General features: G+C 57.9%; 20 protein-coding genes. 8 read left to right on the top strand and 12 right to left on the bottom strand.

Annotation, left to right across the window (positions count from 1 at the left end; all coding sequences use genetic code 11):
- Together PB2503_RS07120 and PB2503_RS07115 are read right to left on the bottom strand one after the other, a co-directional pair.
- On the bottom strand, nucleotides 1-654 hold the full coding sequence (locus PB2503_RS07120; protein WP_013300561.1) for a response regulator: 654 nt from the start codon (nucleotides 652-654) through the stop codon (nucleotides 1-3).
- Nucleotides 651-1,730 (bottom strand): sensor histidine kinase, encoded by a 1,080-nt coding sequence (locus PB2503_RS07115; protein ID WP_013300560.1) that lies wholly within the window; start codon nucleotides 1,728-1,730, stop codon nucleotides 651-653. The genes PB2503_RS07120 and PB2503_RS07115 overlap by 4 nt, the downstream gene beginning before the upstream one ends.
- A 198-nt stretch (nucleotides 1,731-1,928) precedes the next feature.
- Here PB2503_RS07115 and PB2503_RS07110 point away from each other — a divergent pair, with 198 nt between their 5' ends.
- The 7 genes from PB2503_RS07110 to PB2503_RS13945 all read left to right on the top strand — a co-directional run bounded on the left by PB2503_RS07110 (nucleotide 1,929) and on the right by PB2503_RS13945 (nucleotide 11,095).
- Nucleotides 1,929-2,498 (top strand): hypothetical protein, encoded by a 570-nt coding sequence (locus PB2503_RS07110; protein ID WP_013300559.1) that lies wholly within the window; start codon nucleotides 1,929-1,931, stop codon nucleotides 2,496-2,498.
- 80 nt (nucleotides 2,499-2,578) lie between these two features.
- Nucleotides 2,579-3,301, top strand: coding sequence for a hypothetical protein (locus PB2503_RS07105; RefSeq protein WP_013300558.1), 723 nt, complete (start codon nucleotides 2,579-2,581; stop codon nucleotides 3,299-3,301).
- A gap of 215 nt (nucleotides 3,302-3,516) precedes the next feature.
- A complete protein-coding gene (locus tag PB2503_RS07100; protein WP_148235224.1) occupies nucleotides 3,517-5,964 on the top strand; it encodes a TonB-dependent receptor in 2,448 nt (815 codons plus the stop codon).
- A gap of 74 nt (nucleotides 5,965-6,038) precedes the next feature.
- Nucleotides 6,039-8,030, top strand: a complete 1,992-nt coding sequence (locus PB2503_RS07095; protein ID WP_041535426.1) for a tetratricopeptide repeat-containing sulfotransferase family protein — start codon at nucleotides 6,039-6,041, stop codon at nucleotides 8,028-8,030.
- A complete protein-coding gene (locus tag PB2503_RS07090) occupies nucleotides 8,017-9,612 on the top strand; it encodes a BCCT family transporter (RefSeq protein ID WP_013300555.1) in 1,596 nt (531 codons plus the stop codon). Before PB2503_RS07095 ends, PB2503_RS07090 begins: the two co-directional genes overlap by 14 nt.
- Before the next feature lie 66 nt (nucleotides 9,613-9,678).
- Nucleotides 9,679-10,107, top strand: a complete 429-nt coding sequence (locus PB2503_RS07085; protein WP_148235223.1) for a MarR family winged helix-turn-helix transcriptional regulator — start codon at nucleotides 9,679-9,681, stop codon at nucleotides 10,105-10,107.
- 148 nt (nucleotides 10,108-10,255) lie between these two features.
- Entirely contained in the window at nucleotides 10,256-11,095 is an 840-nt protein-coding gene (locus PB2503_RS13945; RefSeq protein ID WP_013300553.1) for a transglutaminase-like cysteine peptidase, read from the top strand.
- 46 nt (nucleotides 11,096-11,141) lie between these two features.
- Here the strand turns inward: PB2503_RS13945 and PB2503_RS07075 are convergent, their stop codons facing one another.
- The 10 genes from PB2503_RS07075 to PB2503_RS07025 all read right to left on the bottom strand — a co-directional run bounded on the left by PB2503_RS07075 (nucleotide 11,142) and on the right by PB2503_RS07025 (nucleotide 19,323).
- Nucleotides 11,142-11,798 carry a sugar transferase gene (locus tag PB2503_RS07075; RefSeq protein ID WP_013300552.1) on the bottom strand — a complete coding sequence of 219 codons (657 nt, stop codon included), beginning with the start codon at nucleotides 11,796-11,798 and terminating at the stop codon, nucleotides 11,142-11,144.
- A 203-nt stretch (nucleotides 11,799-12,001) separates the two neighbouring features.
- A complete protein-coding gene (locus PB2503_RS07070; protein WP_013300551.1) occupies nucleotides 12,002-12,394 on the bottom strand; it encodes a hypothetical protein in 393 nt (130 codons plus the stop codon).
- Nucleotides 12,394-12,780, bottom strand: coding sequence for a response regulator (locus tag PB2503_RS07065; RefSeq protein ID WP_013300550.1), 387 nt, complete (start codon nucleotides 12,778-12,780; stop codon nucleotides 12,394-12,396). Before PB2503_RS07065 ends, PB2503_RS07070 begins: the two co-directional genes overlap by 1 nt.
- Entirely contained in the window at nucleotides 12,777-13,673 is an 897-nt protein-coding gene (locus tag PB2503_RS07060) for a CheR family methyltransferase (protein ID WP_013300549.1), read from the bottom strand. Before PB2503_RS07060 ends, PB2503_RS07065 begins: the two co-directional genes overlap by 4 nt.
- Nucleotides 13,673-14,146, bottom strand: a complete 474-nt coding sequence (locus tag PB2503_RS07055) for a chemotaxis protein CheW (protein WP_013300548.1) — start codon at nucleotides 14,144-14,146, stop codon at nucleotides 13,673-13,675. Before PB2503_RS07055 ends, PB2503_RS07060 begins: the two co-directional genes overlap by 1 nt.
- An 11-nt stretch (nucleotides 14,147-14,157) precedes the next feature.
- Complete coding sequence (locus PB2503_RS07050) at nucleotides 14,158-15,714, bottom strand: chemotaxis protein CheA (protein WP_013300547.1); 1,557 nt, start codon at nucleotides 15,712-15,714, stop codon at nucleotides 14,158-14,160.
- Nucleotides 15,715-15,778: 64 nt separating this feature from the next.
- Nucleotides 15,779-16,920 (bottom strand): IS3 family transposase gene (locus PB2503_RS07045; RefSeq protein WP_148235142.1). Its coding sequence is split into 2 segments (ribosomal slippage): nucleotides 15,779-16,656 and nucleotides 16,656-16,920, totalling 1,143 coding nucleotides; the frame shifts between segments, so codons are not numbered across the junction.
- 212 nt (nucleotides 16,921-17,132) lie between these two features.
- Complete coding sequence (locus PB2503_RS07035; RefSeq protein WP_013300546.1) at nucleotides 17,133-17,687, bottom strand: chemotaxis protein CheD; 555 nt, start codon at nucleotides 17,685-17,687, stop codon at nucleotides 17,133-17,135.
- The gene (locus tag PB2503_RS07030; RefSeq protein ID WP_013300545.1) at nucleotides 17,684-18,742 is read right to left on the bottom strand and encodes a protein-glutamate methylesterase/protein-glutamine glutaminase; all 1,059 of its coding nucleotides are present in this window, start codon (nucleotides 18,740-18,742) and stop codon (nucleotides 17,684-17,686) included. Before PB2503_RS07030 ends, PB2503_RS07035 begins: the two co-directional genes overlap by 4 nt.
- A gap of 158 nt (nucleotides 18,743-18,900) precedes the next feature.
- On the bottom strand, nucleotides 18,901-19,323 hold the full coding sequence (locus PB2503_RS07025; RefSeq protein ID WP_013300544.1) for a response regulator: 423 nt from the start codon (nucleotides 19,321-19,323) through the stop codon (nucleotides 18,901-18,903).
- A 458-nt stretch (nucleotides 19,324-19,781) separates the two neighbouring features.
- Between PB2503_RS07025 and PB2503_RS07015 the strand changes: the two genes are divergently transcribed.
- Complete coding sequence (locus PB2503_RS07015) at nucleotides 19,782-20,267, top strand: DUF4402 domain-containing protein (RefSeq protein WP_013300542.1); 486 nt, start codon at nucleotides 19,782-19,784, stop codon at nucleotides 20,265-20,267.
- Nucleotides 20,268-20,269 lie beyond the last annotated feature (2 nt).

Below are 20,269 nucleotides of genomic sequence, written 5' to 3'. Positions count from 1 at the left end.
CTAGCCCTCAGCCTCCATCCACCGGACCATCATCACAGCTGCCTGCGTACGATCGGCGGCACCAAGCTTTGCCAGACAGCGCTCGACATGCGCCTTCACGGTAGCCGGGCTGATCACCAACTCCCTCGCGATTGCCTTGTTGGTCTTGCCCTCGGAAATGAGGCGCAGGACCTCTCGCTCCCTGTCGGTTAGCCGTTCGACGAGATGGTACTCAGGGGGAGCGGCCGCCTTTGGGGTCAGGACGGCTGCCAATAATGCCTGCGGGATCGCCACGCCGCCGGAAAGGACAGTTTTCAATTCCGCACACAGCTCATCAAGCGCCGTGTCCTTGAGGATGTAGCCCTTGGCACCAGCCTTTAAGGCCGCGCGTACATAGTCGGCATCGTCATGTAGAGACAGCATGACAACCGCAACCGACTGGTTGAGCGCCTTGATACCGGCCGCCGCCGCCAGGCCGTCGGGACCATCGCGAAGGCGGATATCCAAAAGAACGACATCCGGGTCGGTCGTTTGTGTTAGCTCTATGGCTTCGGCGGCCGTTGCGCCCACGGCGACCACCTCGAACCCCCTTTGCACGAGGGCGAGGCGAAGTCCCTCCCGGGCCAATTCATGGTCATCGATGATGACAAGCCGTGGTGACGATGGATTTTTCATGCAGAGCCGATCTTCGCCCGGACGCAAACACCCCCACCATTCGCTTCGTTTATTGATAGAGAACCGCCGAGAGCGAGCATCCGCTCCGTCATCATCTCGATACCAACATTTTCTCCCCGCTCGGGTCGAGCGTCGCGATCAGGCGAAAACCCCACACCGTGATCCCGGATGGTCAGCATACCCCTCCCATTTTCCTCTGAATAATTGAGTGTAATATCGACAGCACAGGGGCCGCCCGCGTGTTTCTTGATGTTGGAAATCGCTTCTTGCGCCACGCGATAGAGGCCCGTCGCCAAGGGCCTTGAAAAGGTCGTTGCGTCGGGGATGTCAGTTCGGACCTGATATCCATCCCCTTGCAGATCGCTCGCAAGACGTTCGATAGCGGGGCAGAGTCCAAGATCATCGAGAACCACGGGCCTTAGTCCCGCAATGACCTGGCGTAGCTCCTGCACCAATCCCTTCGCGATGGCCGGAAGATCGTCATGCTGCGGATGGGACCCCTCGACGCTTGCTTCTAACCGTCGCAAAAGCGCTGTGGCGGTCTGGGCGACACCGTCGTGTAATTCGCGAGAGACATAGCGCCGTTCGTCCTCCTGGGCGGAGAAGAGCCTACTGACAGTCCGCTCTAATTGTGCTTCGCGATCTCGCAATCGCGCCAAGAGACGATCGCGCTCGGCTTCTCGGGCCCCCCGGTCCATCGCCGTCGCAATCATTTGGGCAAGCGTGCCGAGGGCCTCCTGATCCTCTTCGGAGGTCGAGGCCCCAGCGCCCTCCTCTCTCGTTAAAATCAGCGTTCCTACACGGCGACCCTCCGCCCCAGGCGCGATGAGAGCAACGCCGTCGGCCTTTGGATCGGTGGTCACCTTACCATCCTTGAAGCCTGCGAAATGCGCTGCCTTCTGCGCGTTCGCCGCGATCGCGCTATCGAGGTCGGCCCCCGTGGCGGCGGACAGGTCACCGCTCGCTTGTATGAGAAGGCGCAATCGCGCAGCTCTTGCCTCAGCCGAACGGTATAGGGCGCGCAGCTCACCAACCGTTTCTCGGACATCGGCGAGCGGTGAAGGGTCCGTTTCCATGACCTCAAGATACGGGATGCCTCGCCGGGCGCCTAGGCCATTCGGCCTAGGCCAATTCACCCGCCATCAAGCCGAGCCCTGATCGACGTTCCTCGCCCATCTCTACACCAAGCCGCCGAGAGGACCCTGGTGGTGACATTCAAGTCCTGCTCCCCGCTGGGAAAAGCGGACAAACGGACAAATTCGTGTGGAGACCTGATGATGCCTCAACGCCTAATTCCCGCCCTTCTTGCTTCGGTGACCCTCGCCGGTGTTCCCCTCGCCTCCTCGACGGCGCTCGCCGCCGGCACCACCTACGCCGAAGAGACTCAGATTACAGAGGCTGATGTCGCGGCCGTCCAACAGGCATGGGGCAACGGCATCGTCGCCATCGGAGAGGCCTATACCGCTGGCGAAGACTATGAAGAAGCCGCCAGCGAGCATATTGAGCGCTTTTATGCCTATGGGTCGAAGCCTGTTCTCTTTAAGCCGACCCTCGCAGCGGAGGACCAGTTCCGCGGCTCCTTCGACGAGGCCCTCTCGTATTTCGTCGGGGGCAGTATCGAGGAGGACAAAGGCTTTGCCATCGCCCCCTACACCAACGTACGGTGGGAAAACGAAGGTACACTGATCTTTGACGATTCCGCCGTCGCGATGGGGAATTACTATTTCACCACGACGGAGGGCAACGAAGTGAAGGTAGAGTACAGCTTTGTCTACGCCCCTGACGAGGACGGCGACCTGAAGATTGTTCTTCACCATTCCGCCCTTCCGTACTCGCCGGAGTAATCTTCCGAAGAACGACCTATCTGAAAAAGCGAGTCCTGCGCGCGCGATGCATTATGCGTAACTCATGAAGAGGAAACTCCATGAAGACCTTCTACGCCCTGGTCGCCTGCGCGGCGCTCACCACAATGTCCGCCAAGGCCCAAAGCCTTGGCGGTGTCTTCGGCCCCGTCGTCGATGAAGGGGCCGCAGCGCTGGAATACCGCGTCGGCTTTACGCCAGAAACGGCGCGTTTCGGACAGCGCATCCATTATCAGCAGTCTTTCTCCGACGATCTTATGGGACGCGGGGTCATCCAGGTCCGCGAAACCGACAATAGCCATGTCGAGTTCGACTATCTCGGCGGCGAGTTGTTCTGGCAGCTAAGCGAGGATGGCCGACCCTGGCAGACCGGCCTCCGGTTCGATACCCGCCTTCGCAATGATGAAAGACCCCATGACATTGCCGTGAACTGGATGAACCAATGGACCCTGGCCGAGCGCTGGCGCGGTCGGGCCGTCATATTGAGCTCTGTCCAGTTCGGTGACAATGCCGGCGACGGGGTGGGGCTCCAGACCCGCGGCCAGATCGACTATGCCCTCCCTTCCGGCGCCCTCTCTTCTGGCACGAGTATCGGCCTCGAACTTTTCAGCGCCTATGGCACGACGGCAGAGTTTCGGGACTTCGACGAGCAGAGCCACGAAATCGGCCCTTATGCTATGCTGCCCCTGGACGGCCAGTTCAGCCTCTTCACTGGTGTGCTCTTTGGCCTCACCGACGGGGCCCCTGACTCGAACGTCAAACTCTGGATCACCCGAGCGTTCTAGAAAGCCTTACCGTTGAAAAGCCCACGGCCCGGTGAGGCGCTCTCAGGGGCGCCGCCGAGAGCAAGGACGGAGTCACGACCTCGACAAAGCTTCAATAGTCAAAACATTGCGTTTCTCGATTGTTTCCACTAGGCGCGACTCTACGTCAACATTTCAGGCTTTTTAGGCTTCGCGGTCAGCCGCGAGGGCAGGGCAGAATTATGGAAATTGAAGCTATGACGAAAACCCGTATCGGTGTCTCGGCTCTCGCTTTATCGGTGGCGATGGGGACGGCGGCAGCGCAAGACCCCGCCGGTGACCGGCCGATCCTCGACACCATCGTTGTCACCGCGACGAAAACCGAAACCACTGCCCAGGATGCACCGCTGGCGCTCCAAGCCGTAAATGGTGACACCCTCGACGAGTTGAACGCGCAGACCTTCGACGATTATGTCCGCTATTTGCCGAATGTCAGCTTCGGCGGGCGGGGCCCCGGCCAATCCACGGTGTATATCCGCGGCCTAGCGGTTCAGCCGATCTCGGTTCTGCTGTCCGGGGCGCAGGGGACGACCCCGAACGTGGCGCTTTATCTCGATGAACAGCCGGTCACGGCGCCCGGCCGGAACCTCGATGTCTACGCCGCCGATCTTGACCGGATCGAGGTGCTGCCCGGCCCTCAAGGCACCCTCTTCGGTGCCAGCTCCCAGGCCGGGACGGTTCGCCTCATCACCAATAAGCCCGAGCTCGATACCTTCGGTGCCGGCTTCGATGCGTCGATCGCAACCACCAAAGACGGCGAGATGTCGAACGCCCTAGAGGCCTATATCAATCTCCCCCTGGTGGATGAGAAACTCGCCTTCCGCGGTGTCGTCTATGACGTCACCCAAGGGGGGTATATCGACAATGTGCCCGGCACCTTCACCACCGATCCGGCGATCAACCCTCAATCAGCCGCCACGCCGAGTGCGGTCTCCTACGAAACCGCTGACAACAATTTGTTGGCTGAGGAAGATTTCAACGACGCTTCCTACAAAGGGTTCCGCGGCTCCTTCCTTTGGGAAATCACACCAGAGACCACTGCTTATCTTCAGTATACCCATCAAAAGATTGAGGCAGACGGCGTCTTCGACTACGACCCCGAAGTCGGCGATCTGGATGTAACGCGCTTTTTCCCCGATGCCCTCGAAGATGATTTCGACCAGACGGCATGGACCATCGAGAGCCGCCTCGGGATGCTCGACGTGATCTATACCGGGGCCTATCTGGACCGGCAGATCAATCAGTCTGTGGACTATACAGGCTACAACAATGCTGGCGGGTTCATCAGCTATTATACCTGTACCTACGATAATCCGGCATACATCACTGCTTATGATATCGATCCGCAATTCATTACGCCGGGCGGACGGGAATGCCTAAACCCCGCCAAGGGCGTCGTGATCGATCAGGGTCAAAAGCGGACGACCCACGAATTTCGCGTGACGACCCCGCAAGAGAATCGCCTCCGCGCAACTCTGGGCGTCTTTTACGACAATTTTGAAATCGAGACGGTGGATGATTTCTACTATCTCGCAACGCCGGATCTCGGTTTTGCCCGAAATGCGCCGATTTCAGATGCGGTGCAGATTGATCCGAGCCTTCGCCCGGCGGGGGTTGCCTTCTTTAACGACATTCGTCGGACGGAGGAACAACTCGCCTTTTTCGGCGAGGTGACCTTCGATCTGATCCCTGACGTCTTGAGCGTGACTGGGGGCTTACGGGTCTATGAAATCGACAGTGATTTCGAGGGATCCTCAAACTTCGCCGACGGGATTTTCCAGGGCTCGGAGAATACCGATCGCGGTCGCGATTACGATGTGTCGGGCGGGCATACGCCCGAACCTCTGGAAACCGACGGGACGGTTTTCAAGGCCAATGTCTCCTGGACGCCGCGCCCCGACACGCTGATTTACGGGACCTATTCCGAAGGCTTCCGTCCCGGCGGGTTTAACCGTGGAGGCGGCCTTGCGTCCATCAATCCGGCCTTCCCAACGGTCGAGACGACCTATGACACCGACGAAGTGACGAACTACGAATTCGGTTGGAAAGCGGAATTGTTCGACAACTCGCTGCGGTGGAATGGCGCGGTCTATTTCGTCGAGACCTCGGATTTGCAAGTCAGCCGCTTCGACCCCGAAAATGTCTCCATTCTGACCTTCATCGAGAATGCAGCTGATGCGGAAATCTTTGGGACAGAGGGTGATCTCACCTGGGCCGCGACGCCGGAGCTGACCCTGTTTGGGGCCTATTCGTATAATGACACCGAGCTGACCGCTGTGAACGCAGAAGTGATCGAGCTGGCACCGGTGGGCAGTGAATTGCCATTGGTGCCTGAATTGCAGCTCACCAGCCGGGCACGTTATGAGCTACCGCTTGGGACCTACAACGCTTACGCGCAAATGGGCATTCAGTATGCCTCTGAAAGTTTCTCGTCTCTGGCTGATGAAATCAGGGAAGAGCAGGAAGCCTACACCACCGCCGATCTTGCCTTTGGGGCCGGGAAGGACGGTTGGAATGCCGAGCTGTTCGTTGAAAACCTGACCGATGAACGGGCGGAGTTATTCATCAATGAGCAGGACGATATTCGTCGGATCACGACCAATCGGCCGCGGACCATCGGGTTGCGTATGTCGTACAATTATTAAATCGTCCATGAAAGATGTAAGCGAAAGGGGGCCGTGTCATACTGGCCCCTTTTGTGCTCAATAAAGGGATTGGCGTGCCGCAATCAGGGTCTTCTACCCACGACGCGATTTTATCCGAAGCCGAACGGTTAGTGCGTTCCGGCGCCTTTCGGGAGGCCGCCGCCACGGTAGAGGGGATCCTCTCCACCGATCCGACCCACCAAGCCGCGCTCTATCTGCGCGCCGTAGCCTTGCGCTATTGCGGGGATCTGACCGAGGCTGAAGAAACGGCCCGATATCTTTGTACGACCTATCCGCGATATGGACGCGGGGCGCAGGAATGGGGACATAGCCTCAAATCTCTCGACCGGTTTCAGGAGGCGCTGGCCGCCTATATACGCGCCGTGCAGCTCAATCCCGCGCTAAAGGCGAGTTGGGAAGCCATCGCGACCCTTACCGCAGACGAGGAGGCCAAAGCCCACGCCAAGGCCGAGATTGCGCGACTGACCGCCCTCCCCGCCGCTCTGGTCAGTGTCGAGAGCCTAACCGCCGAAGGAAAATTGCAAAAGGCCGAAGATTTATGTCGAGCCTACCTTTTGAATAATAAGACGGATCCAGAGGGAATGCGCCTGCTCGCCCGTCTAGGAATCGAGACAGGCGTGCTTGACGATGCGGAGTTCCTGCTTGAGACGGCAATTGCCCTGAAACCTGCCGATAAAAGAATACGCCTCGATTATGTCGAAGTCCTCCGTCGGCGGCAGAAATTCGCGGCCGCGATGGCCGCAGCGACGACCTTACGAACCGAAACCCCGGACGACCCGGCCATTTTATCGGCCTACGCCAACGCGGCCCTGGCAGCGGGCCGGGACCAGGACGCGGTGGACGTCTATACCGACTTACTGAGGCGGTTCCCCCAGTCGGCGGAACTCCACCTCGCCCAGGGACACGCCCTTAAGACGACCGGCGAAAGCGAAGGGGCGATCGCCGCCTATCGCAAGGCGGCATCGATACGCCCCACCTATGGCGACGCATATTGGTCGCTGGCCAATCTCAAGACGTACGAATTTGCCGAGGATGAAATTCGGCAGATGAGAACCGCCGAAGCCGACCCCTCCATCGCGCTCGATGACCGCATTCATATGTGCTTTGCCCTCGGGAAAGCCCTCGAAATTCGTCGCCTCACAGATGAAAGCTTCCTCTATTACGATCGCGGAAATCGGTTGAAGGCAGAACAGCTTGGATATGACCCTGACCGGCTGTCCGTCGAGCTTACGGCCCAACGCACTTTTTTCACCGAGACACGCTCAGCGTCACTCTTCGGCCGTGGAATTGAGGAGGCAGGTCCAATTTTTATCGTTGGTCTGCCCCGCGCGGGATCGACGCTGCTTGAGCAGATCCTCACCGCCCACAGCCAGATCGACGGCACGGCTGAGCTTCCCACGATCCCGGCCCTCGCCCACCGCTTGAGTGGGCGGCGACGGCGGGGCGACCCCTCTGCCTATCCCGATATCCTGAGCAACCTGTCCAAAGAAGAGCTTACTGATTTGGGGCGCACCTACCTTGAGGAAACAAAGATCCTCCGCACCGGCGCACCGCTCTTTACGGATAAGATGCCGAATAATTTTCGGCATATCGGTCTTATTCTGACGATCCTTCCGGGGGCGAAGATCATCGATGCGCGACGGGGGGCCATGGATTGTTGCTGGTCAGGCTTCAAGCAATTATTCGCCGAAGGGCAAGAATTCTCCTACGGTCTCTCCCATATCGGGCGCTACTATCGCGAGTATGTCGCGCTCATGGAGCATTGGGAGCGCGTCGCCCCAGGTCGCATTCTCCGTATTCAGTATGAAGATGTCGTCGCGGATCTGGAGGGTCAGGTACGGCGTCTCCTCACCTATCTAGACCTCCCCTTCGAAGAGCAGTGCCTTGCTTTTCATCAATCAGCCCGGTCTGTGCGCACCGCGTCCGCGGAGCAAGTTCGGCAACCTCTCTACCAATCAGGGGTCGGTCAATGGCGCCCCTATTTTGACCATTTGAGCGACCTTTTTGAGGTCTTGGGTCCGGAGTTGTGTGATGCAAGAGAATGACGAGACATCGAATGACGAAATTATAGGGGAAGCCGACAATCCCTATGAGACTGATTACGAGCTAGGGCAGGACAATGTCCGGTTCTGGGGCTTCGATCTGCATAATCCTGTATTTTTCGTCAGTGCCGCCCTGATCTTGCTCTTCGTCTCCGTTACCCTTCTGTTTCAGGACTCAGCCTCCAGCGTCTTGCTCGGCGCCAGGGATTGGGTTCTATCGACCCTCGATTGGTTTTTCGTCAGTACAATAAATATCGTCCTCCTCTTGGCGATTGCGATCGGTCTCTCCCCGCTCGGAAAAATTCGTCTCGGGGGGGAGGAGGCGCAGCCGGAGTTCAGTCTGTTATCTTGGCTCGCCATGTTGTTTTCTGCGGGGATGGGCATCGGCATGGTGTTCTACGGCGCCGCCGAACCCCTTGCTTATTACACTGATTGGAGCGGTACGCCGTATGATGTCACGCCGGGGACCCCCGAGGCCGAGCGCTTGGCCTTCTCCGCAACCCTCTTTCATTGGGGACTGGCACCGTGGTCTGTCTATGCAATCGTCGGTCTGTCTCTGGCCTTTTTCACCTTCAATAAGGGACTTCCACTGACGATCCGGTCGGCGTTCTATCCCCTCTTGGGCGAGCGTATTTGGGGATGGCCGGGGCATGTGATCGACCTGTTGGCCGTCATCGCCACTATTTTTGGCCTCGCGACCTCGCTTGGACTCGGCGCGCAGCAAGCCACGCAGGGTCTTGAGATATTGTTTGGGTTGGAGAACACGACACAGACTCAAATCTTCTTTATCCTCGGCATCACGTCAATTGCGATCATATCGGTGGTCCGGGGGTTGGAGGGGGGCATACGGCTTCTCTCAAACACCAATATTATCGCCGCTATCGGCTTGTTGATCTTCGTCATCGCCGCAGGGCCGACCCTCGAAATCCTTTCTGCCATTCTCATCAATACCCGGAATTACATCGTCGATATGCCGAAGCTGTCGAGCCCGGTGGGTCGAGGAAATATCGAGTGGTACCGCAGCTGGACGATCTTCTACTGGGCCTGGTGGATCAGCTGGTCGCCGTTCGTTGGGATGTTCATTGCGCGGGTATCCCGCGGAAGAACGATCCGCCAATTCCTCACCGCCGTCCTGGTGGTCCCGACGCTCGCGGCCATCTGCTGGTTCACCGCCTTCGGGAAAATCGCGATCAATCAGACCCAGGCTAATGTCGGTGAACTGGCCGATGGCGTCACCGAGGTTTCGACGGTCCTGTTTGACATGCTCGCGCTCCTGCCCTTCGGCATGTTGGCGTCTGGCCTTGCTGTTGCGCTGCTCATCGTTTTCTTCGTCACCTCATCCGACTCCGGCTCATTGGTCATTGATAGCATTACAGCCGGCGGCAAACTCCATGCGCCCGTCGCCCAGCGGATTTTTTGGGCCACGATGGAGGGGCTGATCGCGATCGTCCTGCTGGTCGGCGGCGGGGCGACCGCGTTGGGCGCCCTTCAGGCGGGCGCTGTGACGGCCGGACTTCCCTTCACCTTCATACTTCTGGCATGTTCAGCCAGCTTGATCGTCGGATTGATGCGCGAAACCCCCTGATGGAGATAAATCGAATTGGGCGAACGGTGTGAAGCGGCGCTCGTGGCCTTGCGACAGATATTCAGGGTGACCGAAACCCAAACGCGGAGCCTTGCGAAAGAATTCGGTCTGACACCGACCCAATTGCTTTTCATGCAGGTTCTCTCCGCCGCCCCGCGGGCGACAGCAAGTTTCGTCGCCAAGGAGATGTCGGTGAGCCACGGGACGGTGACGGCCCTGACGGATCGTCTCATCTGTAACGGTCTTATGACGCGCACGAAGGGGGAAGAGGACCGCCGACAGGCGATCCTGCAATTGACCCCTGAAGGCGAAGCGCTGTTGAAGGCCGTTCCCGGCTCCCTGCAGGAACGGTTTGAAGACCGCTTTGAGGCGCTCGAATTGTGGGAGCAGGCCTTTATCCTGGCCGCTCTCGAACGGACCGCCTCGATGCTGGATGCCAGCGATATCGAAGCGTCCCCGATTTTGGCTACAGGGCCCCTATCCGGCGACCGCTAACCGCATCGGCGCAGGGGGTGGCCCCATCTAAAGACCATATTCACCAAAGGGGGGCTGGAGCTTCATTTTTTGTTATCTATACGGACATTTTTAAGAACCGAAGGCTAAGTCAGCTTCGATAGATCGAGGGTCAACGCGGAGTTATGCGATGGCCCGGCCCTTTATTCTTGTCCCTTTGATCATCGGCCTGTTCCTTACAGGATGCGCCCACACATCAGATGACCGGCGCCTGACGGTCCTTTCGACCGGAGAGCGGGCCTTCCCGCCCATAGGTCTCGTTGCCTTTTGCGAACAGCTTCCCGAAGCCTGTTCCCTACTTTCAGAAGAGGAGGAGAGTCAGCACGCGTCTCTTCTACCGGTCGATACTGCCCCCGCGCCCCTTGCGACGGGAAGCTTGAATGTGGTCGACGATAGCGGTCGCCTCGATGCGGACAGCGATGAGGTCCGCCAGCACGCATACCGCCTCCCCCCCCATAGAGCCGCCTACTCTCCCCGCTTCATTGCGTTGACAAATCGCTCAATGCGCGAATTATCAATGGTCAATAAGATTGTGAACAACGCGATCGAGGCGGAGGAAGATATTGATACCTATGGCCAAAATGACCTATGGGCGATGCCGCTTTCCTATCCAAACCCCGATATCGGTGCGCGTGGCGATTGCGAAGACTACGTCCTCGAAAAACGCCGTCTGCTGATCGACCGAGGCCTTCCGTTGGACGCGCTTTCGATCGCCGTGGTCACGCATCCGGCGACCGGTATCCATGCCGTGCTTATTGTTGCCGGTGAGCGGGGAGATCTTGTGCTCGACAATCTCACAGATCGCCTCCTCTCGCCCGTGGAGAGCGGATACCGCTTCTTATTTGTCCAGTCGGGTGCAGAGTTGACAGAATGGTCCGCCGCCGAATTAGGCTATCGGCCCTCCGTCTCAGGATCTTCCCTGGCAGAAATGCCGATAGAGTGGACCCCCCTTCTCGGCGGCGCGTCCTAATCAGCAGGTCGCCACAAGCGCATCGCAAGGGGCCCCCTTGGGGGACTTATCGTCCGCGCGCGAAGAGGACCTCGATGGGTGTCCTCGCAAGGATGACGATATCCGCCCATAGAGACCAGGTTTCGACATAACGCTTATCGAGGGCCACCCGACGCCCATAGGAAATGGCATTGCGACCACTGACCTGCCACAGCCCCGTTATCCCCGGTCGGACGGAGAGGTAATACCCTTTGTAGGGGCCGTATCGAGTCAACTCAGGCTCGACAATGGGACGGGGGCCGACAAGGCTCATCTCCCCCTTCAGCACATTGAGCAGTTGCGGCAGTTCATCAAGGCCCGTGACACGGAGGAAATTCCCCGCCTTGGTGATACGAGGATCGTTGCTCAACTTATAGGCCGCAGCCCATTCCTCTGCCGCGCGAGGATCGGCGGCGAGCACCTCGGCCAATTTCGCGCTGGCGCCGGGCACCATCGTTCGAAATTTCAGACAGCTAAAGACTTTGCCGTCCTTTCCCACCCGCTGATGACTGAACAGCACCGGCCCCCCATCCCCTTTGATCAAAAATACAAGGAGGAGAAGAAGCGGAAAAAGAAACAACAGGGCGGCCAGGCTGACGACGATGTCCCCTGCGCGTTTCACCCATCGCGCCCCGCTGAAATGAGAAGCGGTCCTGACGGAGGGGATGAATTGCTCGGTCGCCATAGCTCGCCGTCGTTTTACTCTACGCCGTCAGCAACTGAGGGTCGCGACTGAATAGCGCTTCTTACACTCGCTTTAGGCTGCAAGGATCGTACCATAGAGGCCCGATCTACAAGACCTTTTGCGTAACCATCAAGGGAGACGGAAAAAGCCGATGTTTCACGCGCAAAAGCGGCACTGCACACAATGCGGCACAAGGCCCTTCGTCAGTAAATGATCCACTCTTCGTCGTCATTAAGCGCCCGCATTTCGCCCCTCTCCTCCCCTGTCTCCGGCGTGTGTCCCTGGAGCCGCTTGGCAACGTCCCTAAGGGTCACGTCGGAAAGGATCCCATCCACCGCTAGGGTTACCTCCCCTGGGGCCTGCTGGGCGGCGGATTTGGATAAGACCCCGGAAAGGGCCACCAAGGTTTGATGGAGATGGTCGAGGCGCTGGAGCGCCCTCACGGCTTCGCGGGAAACCGCGCCGCCCGCTTCGACAAGCGCAGAGATGCCCTCCTCGACTTCGACCGCATGGTCTGCGGCAAGATCAAGTTCTCCGCCCAAACGGTTGAGGAAGGTCGACAAGCAAATGCCTTGAGCTGCGCGGTCAGCCATCATCAGAGCTTGCCAACAACCTTCGTGATACATTCACGGAGGGAATCCGTCGTGTAGGGCTTTTTGAGATAGTTGTTCATTCCCAACTGAACACCCTTTTGGATGACTTCCTTGCTGTCGGTTCCCGTGACCAGAATGAAACCAACCCGACTGGTCGGCTTGTGGTCGCGAAGAGCTTTCAGGAGACCAAGGCCGTCCATACCCGGCATATTGTAATCGCACAGAACGAGGTGAGCCGGTCGACCAACCAGCGATTTAAGGGCTTCTTCCCCATCGGTGGCAAAGTCGACGTTCTTGATGCCGATTTCGTAAAGCGAGTTCTTGAGAATTCCGCGACTAGTCGACATATCGTCGACAATCATAATACGGATTGTTTCACGCAGACTCATTGCGCCTTCTCCTCGGCGGCGGGGGTAACGGGCAATCCGTCACTTTTCTGGTAAGTAGTTACACCAGAAACAATAAAATTGTCCTTATAAGGACCGGATATCCTCTCGGAATGGCCAATCATCATATGCCCGCCCGGCGCGATCTTATCATGAAAGCGGCCCCAGAGTTTTTGCTTCGTCGGCTCATCGAAATAGATGACGACATTGCGGCAAAAGATGACATCAAAACATCCCTGCATCGGCCAGCGATCCATGAGATTGAGATAGTTGAACTTGACCAATTGCCTGATCGCCGGTGCAACCTGCCAAGTATCGTCGTCCGGGCCATTGCTCCTGGTCATGAAGGCCCTTTTCAGTGCGGGCGGGATCGATTTCGCTTCTTCCTCATCGTATATTCCAGCCTTCGCCTGGGACAGGACCGTTCCATCGATGTCAGTCGCGAGGATTTTGACCGGCGGCATTTTCGTCTTGAAGAACTCGGCGGCCGTCATCGCAATAGAATAGGGTTCAGCACCGCGAGAGCACCCTGCCGACCAAATCTTCAAAGGTCCCCGTCCACTCGACCACTGGGAAAAGACATCCCGTTTCAAAAACTCGAAATGGTGATTCTCGCGGAAGAACGAGGTCACATTTGTTGTCAGTGAAGAGATCGCCTCCGAGAGCTCATCCCGCCCTTCAGGCTCTTGGATGAAGCGGATATACTCACCAAGGCTCTGCAAATGGGTCTTACGAAGGCGCTTTGACAACCGTGAGCTGATCAACGCCTTTTTCTTATCGCTTAGGCAAAGGCCTGCCACCTTATAGACAAGGTCGGAGAGGGCCTTGAAATCCGCTGACGTCAGATCCTCCGGCTTGTCCCCGACCTGAGCGGTCGCCGCTGAGGAAGCTGACATCAGGCAGCCTCACCCTGAATTGCCTTCGGCATGATCTGGTTCGCATCAAGGATACGAATCAACCGATCTTCGAAGGTAATCAGACCTGTGACGAACACCTTTGCCAATTCACAGGCAACATCGGGGGTCGGCTGGATGTTACTCTTTTCGATGGTCATCACGTCAGAAACCGCATCGACAAGTAAGCCGACGAATTGCTGACCGACATCCGCGACAATGATGACGTTTCGCGCTTCGGGTTCGATCGCTCCAAGCCCAAGACGGGCGGACAGGTCGACAATGGGGACGACGGCCCCGCGCAGATTGATGATGCCTTTGACAAAGTCAGGGGCATGCGGAATAGGTGTTGCCGGCGCCCAGCCCCGAATCTCACGAACCAGCATGATATCCATGCAATATTCCTGATCACCAATTCGGAAGGCGACCAATTCGTCGACATTGTCGTTCGTGCTGTCACGTTCAATTTCGGACATGGTGAGTTTCCTTATGCGACTTTATAATCCATAGGCTGAAGACGGTCGTCGCTGCTCCGTGCCAATGAATCGGGGTCAATGATGAGGGCGATGCGCCCATCGCCGAGAATAGTCGCCGCAGCGATACCGGGGATCTCGCCGTAATTTTTTTCAAGGCCCTTGATGACGACTTGTCGCTGGTCTTGAATATTGTCGACGGATAGCGCGAACAAGCGGCCATCCTCTCCTTCGAGAAGCATGATGACACTCTGTGAGAGATTGGGCGCTTGGTTCCGATAGCCGAGGGCCACGCCGATATCGACGACAGGCACCATCCGTCCACGAATTGAGACCACATAGGCACCCGACCCAACATCGTGAATGTCCGAAGCCGCCGGCTTCATCGTCTCAACGATCGCGGTGATGGGAACGACGAGCGTCTCCCCACTCACGGAGACGATCATCCCATCGAGTACGGCAAGCGTCAGCGGGAGGCTGATGGAAAAGGTCGATCCGTTTCCGGGGTCGGAGGTAATGGAGATCCGTCCACCGAGGGAGGTAATCGCCCGCTTGACCACATCCATCCCGACCCCTCTGCCCGAGAGATCGCTGACTTCTTGGGCGGTGGAAAAACCGGGCATAAAAAGCAGATTGTCGATTTCCGAAGGCGTCAGGTCCGCATCCGCGGGGATCAGACCTTTGTCGATGGCGATCTGCTTCACTTTCGGTCGGTTGATCCCGCCCCCATCATCGCTCACCTCGATCACAACGCGGCCCGATCGGTGACCGGCGGTCAGAGTGACGGTCCCGAATTCAGATTTCCCCGCGGCCAGCCGTTTCTCAGTACTCTCAAGGCCGTGATCGACGGCATTACGGATCATGTGAGTCAACGGATCGGTGAGCCGTTCGATAACCGTCTTATCAACCTCTGTATGTTCACCGTGCAGAACGAGTTTCACCTTCTTACCGGTGGCGGAAGCCGCCTCCCGCACGATCCGTGACATTCGTTGGAAGAGCGGCTGAACGGGCTGCGCCCTGATCGCCATCACGCTTTCCTGAATCTGGCGGGTCAGATGTTTGAATTCATCAAGGCCGGTCGAAAGGGAGGAATGCGGCGGCATTTCGATATCTGCAAGATTGTCCGACAGCATCGCCTGGTTGATGACCAATTCGCCCACCAAATTGATAAGACGATCAACACGTTCGAGATCGACCCGGACGGTGGCCCGCGGCTGGGCGCTTTTGGCTTTGGCCTTTGCGTCCTTCGGTGCCTCATTCGGTGAGGTCGCGGGCGCGGTGGGGGGTTCTGGCTCCTCCGACGGCATTTCCGCCTGGGCGGTGACCGGCTCCTCTTCGAGGGCTTGTTCCTGCTCTGTGGATACATCCTCGGCGGCAATGTCCGATGTCGCCGCGGGAAGATCGGCCACCTCTTCCGCCGCCTCTCCGGCCGCTTCCGACACCGGAGTAATCGTCAAATTACACACGTCCTCGACAAAGTCGAAGACTTCGCGAATGGCGTCTTCCCCTTGTGTGGTGAACAATTTGAGGTCGTATTTAAAGTAACTTCCTTCGACTTCGACATCACTCAAGGAGGGTGGCCTGACCCCACGAGGTGGTCCAACGGTAGCGTTAGACCTGGCAGGTTAGCGGGGCTCATGCCGCCGCACCTTCATAGTAAGGCGGCGGGAGCCCCGCGGGCAAGATGGTCTTCGGTGCGGGCGGGTTGTACCCCAGCGATGAGTGTGGCCGCAGCTGATTGTAGTGGCGCCTCCACCACTCGATGAGGGCCTTCGCTTCCTTCAGTGTATAGACGATTTCCCGGTCCAGGAACTCGTCCCTGAGTTTCGAGTTGAAGCTCTCGCAATAGCCGTTCTCCCATGGTGAGCCAGGCTCGATATACAGTGTCGTCACGCCCAGCCTGCCGAGCCATCCCCGGACAGCCGTAGCGATGAACTCTGGTCCGTTGTCGGAGCGAATGTTCTCCGGTGGCCCGTGGATGAGGAACAGCTGAGAGAGCTCTTCGAGCACGTTTTGCGAGTTGAGCCTTCGCTCGACGCGAATCGAGAGGCACTCTCTCGTGAACTCGTCGATGATGCAGAGCATCCGATAGACCCTTCCATCATGGGTCCGGTCCTGGACGAAGTCGTAGCTCCAGACGTGGTTCGGGCGCTCCGGCCGAAGCCGCACGCACGACCCATCGTTCAGCCATAGGCGCCCGCGTTTCGGTTGTTTCTGCGGTACTTTAAGCCCCTCCCGCCGCCAGATGCGATAGACCCGCTTCTGGTTCACGTGCCATCCGTCGCGCCGGAGCAATGCAGTCACCCGGCGATAGCCATAGCGGCCATACTGCTCAGCTAGCTGAATGATGGCACCGGTCAGCGCCTTCTCGCCAGGACGGCCCGAAGGACGCTTCCTCTGGGTCGAACGGTGCTGACCCACCACCTCGCAGGCACGGCGCTCTGAGACGCCATGCTCCTTCGTGACGTGATCGACGCATTTCCGACGGCGGTCGGGGCTCAGAAGTTTCCCTTTGCGGCCTCAGAAAGAATGAGCTTGTCCAGCGTGAGATCCGACACAGCCTTCCGTAGGCGTTGGTTCTCTTTCTCAAGCTCTTTAAGCCGCTTCGCCTGATCGACCTTCAGACCGCCATACTCCCGTCGCCACCTATAGTACGTCTGCTCGGTCACACCGATCGCCCGGCAGGCAATCCCGATGGTCTCGCCCTTCGCCAGGCGCACCTCGACCTCTCGCAAATGACCGATGATCTCCTCGGCCGTTCGTCTCTTCCGTCCCATTCCTCAGCTCCTTCCATGGAGCCAAGTCTAACACATCAACCGGACCACTTTTCGGGAGGCAGACCACTCATTCGACATAACCCGAAGGACCTCCCTCAATTCCGTTCAGTCGCTCCGACTAGACTGACGCAATGTCGCACCCGTACAGACTAGCCACTTGATAACGCACCAAAGTGAAAGTTCTCCTACTTTGGATAAAATCTCCGATTGACTTAGAAAAAGTCCACGTCCCCTGATGTCGGGGGTGCAACCGGCATTTTCGGTTTCACCGCAGGGGCTTGTCGTGAGTCGACGAATTTCTGCCGTGCCGAGCCTGTGGTCGGGACATACTCGATCCGCCTTGCCCGCTCGCCCTCTACACTCTTGGAAACTACCCTGATATTTTCAGTAGACAGATAATTTAGCGCGAAAGCGGCGTTCCGCTCACCGATATCGCTCAATCCACTGACGACCCGACCTCCCCCGAAGACCTTGGCTTCAAGACGGCTACGAGAGGCGCCTCCCCGCAACAGGGCATTAACCAATTGCTCCATCGCGAACGCCCCATATTTTGCCGTCCCCGACGCGCCATCGCCATCGCCAGGCAGGAGGAAGTGATTGATCCCGCCGATCCGCGCCACAGGATCGCACAGACACACCGCGATGCATGACCCCAAAATCGTGGTCATCAACGCTTCACGGTCTCCTGAGATGGCGAATTCGCCCTGCACCACCCGGATTATTTTCTTCCCGGGGGTCTCGAAGGATGAGAGACAAACTGTGTTCACGCGACCCCCCTTTTCGACGATCGTCGGCATGCGTTGAGAATAGCTGAGGCAATATCTGGGAGCGGGAGCTGGGTGCAGACCGCGCCCATCTCATAGGCGACGCGAGGCATCCCGTAGATAACAGAGGTCTCGCGATCCTGGCCAACCGTGTACCCGCCGGCATTTCTGATTTGCAAAAGCCCCTGAGCCCCGTCAGCGCCCATTCCAGTCAGGATCGCCCCGACGACGTTCGCCCCCGCCATGTTCGCGACAGAATTGAACAGGACATCGACAGAGGGGCGATGCCCATTGACGGGAGGGGCCTCCCGCAGTCGGCAAATTAACTTTTTAGCATGCGCCACCTCAAGATGCGTCTTCCCCCCAGGCGCGAGATAGACGCGGCCACGCTGGAGAACTTCGCCGGAGCGCGCTTCGACGACCTCCGGCGCGGCGTTCGCGTCAAGACGATTGGCAAAGCTACCGGTAAAGCCAGCGGGCATGTGTTGGGTCACCACGGTCGGGGGACAATCTGCGGGAAATTGGCCGATCACGGCCAAAAGGGCATCGACTCCCCCCGTCGACGATCCGATGGCGATGACTTTGTCGTCGAACCCGCCGCTGGCCGCAGTGATTTGGGGCGTAGCCGAAGCGATTTCACGCCGATGCGGCGAGACAACCTTGGCACTGGCGGCCTCACGGACCACCTGAGCCAACCCTTCGAAACTGACATTCCGGGAACCTGGCCCGGAACCTGGCTTGGCGAAAAGGTCGACGGCGCCGCGGGACAGGGCCTCAACGGAAAGGTCTTTATTCCGAGCCGTGAGGGATGACACCATGACCACAGGGGTCGGCCGATGCTTCATCACCCGGCTGAGAAACTCAAGTCCATCCATCCCCGGCATTTCGATATCGAGGGTTAAGACATCGGGTTTGAATTGGTCGATGGCATCCCGGGCATCGCGCGCATTATGCGCGACCGCAACGACCTCGAGTTCAGGATCGGAAGAGAGCTCAAGCTGTACGAGTGCACACATCGTATGACTGTCATCAACAATCAGCACCCGCGTTCTATACATCTGTGATCTCGCTTTGTGGCTTCCCACCGCACCGCGGTGATGAACCCCAGCTACTTCTCCTGAAAGAGTTGAAAAACGATCACTAATCCGAACGAAACGGTTGAGTTTCTTTTAGGATGGGACAAACGGTTGGGAGATTATCCCCTGTCGCCAGGCTCTTAACGGCCAATGGCAACCTGTTCGACAGGCAACAATGCTTCCATCTGAGCGATAAGGTCGCCGGCGGAGAATGGCTTTTCGAGCAAGCCATCGGCGCCGCAAGCCAGAAATTCATCGCGGCGATTACCCACATATTGGGCGGTCAGAAGCAGGACAGGCCGATGCGGTTGTTCATTCGCGGTTTCCCACTCCCGAATCTTTGCCGTCGCGGTGAGACCATCCATATCGGGCATGATCACATCGAGGAGGAAAAAACTCGATGCCCCCGGCTCGAGGCGCTCAATCGCCTCAGCGGCGCGAAAATAACACTCAAGATCGGCCCCGGTAGATTTCAGCGCTTGCGACAACACCAATTGGTTGATCCGGTTATCATCGACGGCAATGACCTTCATGCCAGCCAGGCGGGTGCTTTTGGGCTTCACGATTTCCTCTTTTTTTCGACCCCACACGCAACCTACGGATCATCTATTATTATTCAATATCAATACGATAACACTGATTCGCACAACTCGGCGAAAGTGTTGGGTCGCGTGAAATGGACCATTGCCCACCACTAGTATCCTGAGACCCTAGCAGATTCGGCTCAAGCCAAGGCTGAAAGGTCACCTGCAAGGGCGAGATGATTTCCACACTGGCCCGGATCTCAGCGGCCTGGGCGCTTTCCGAGTTCGGTGCCGACTGCGCCCCAAGCGCGGGCAGGATGACCGCCAAAAAGATCGCCTTCATCTTGACGCCAACCCCCCGGACAAACTGACTAGTCTTGCATCTAATCGTTACGACTAGGTTAATTCTTTAACCGAACGTTCAGACATTTGAGCGATTATATTTACACTAACGACGACTGCATTGTCCGTGCCACGGAGAACGAGAGTTCACCATCGTGTTAAGAAAGACGCAAGCTTTCGGTCTCCTCATCCTGGCCACGCTGATGATGGGCGGCACAGGATCCTCTCTGGCCCAAGGGGGCAGATCTAGTGAGGACATCTACTTCACGTCGTCGGCTCAATTAAATTTCGGGCGGTTAGCGAGCCTTGGGACCGGAGGACGGGTCGGCATTACGGCCGACGGCGTGCGCTGGAGCCAGGGAAGCATACAACTGCTCAGCGGCCCTTTCGGTCCGGCCCAGCTTACCCTTTCAGGGCGTCCCAATCGCCTCTTCCTCTTCTTTGTCCAACAGAACGGCACTCTCAGCCATCAGGGCAGTGATTTACGAATGGAGCGAATCCAGTGCTCCATACCTGCCTTCGGTCGGCTTGACCGGAATGGGCGTGCCGACGTCAGCTGTGGGGCAGAGCTAGCCATCGACATGTCCGCTCCTGCGGGTCTCTATAACGGGACCGTGCAGGCGCTTGTAATTTATTTGTGAGG

It is taken from the genome of Parvularcula bermudensis HTCC2503, from assembly GCF_000152825.2.
Taxonomy (GTDB): domain Bacteria; phylum Pseudomonadota; class Alphaproteobacteria; order Caulobacterales; family Parvularculaceae; genus Parvularcula; species Parvularcula bermudensis.
This window is presented reverse-complemented; position numbering and strand designations above follow the sequence as displayed.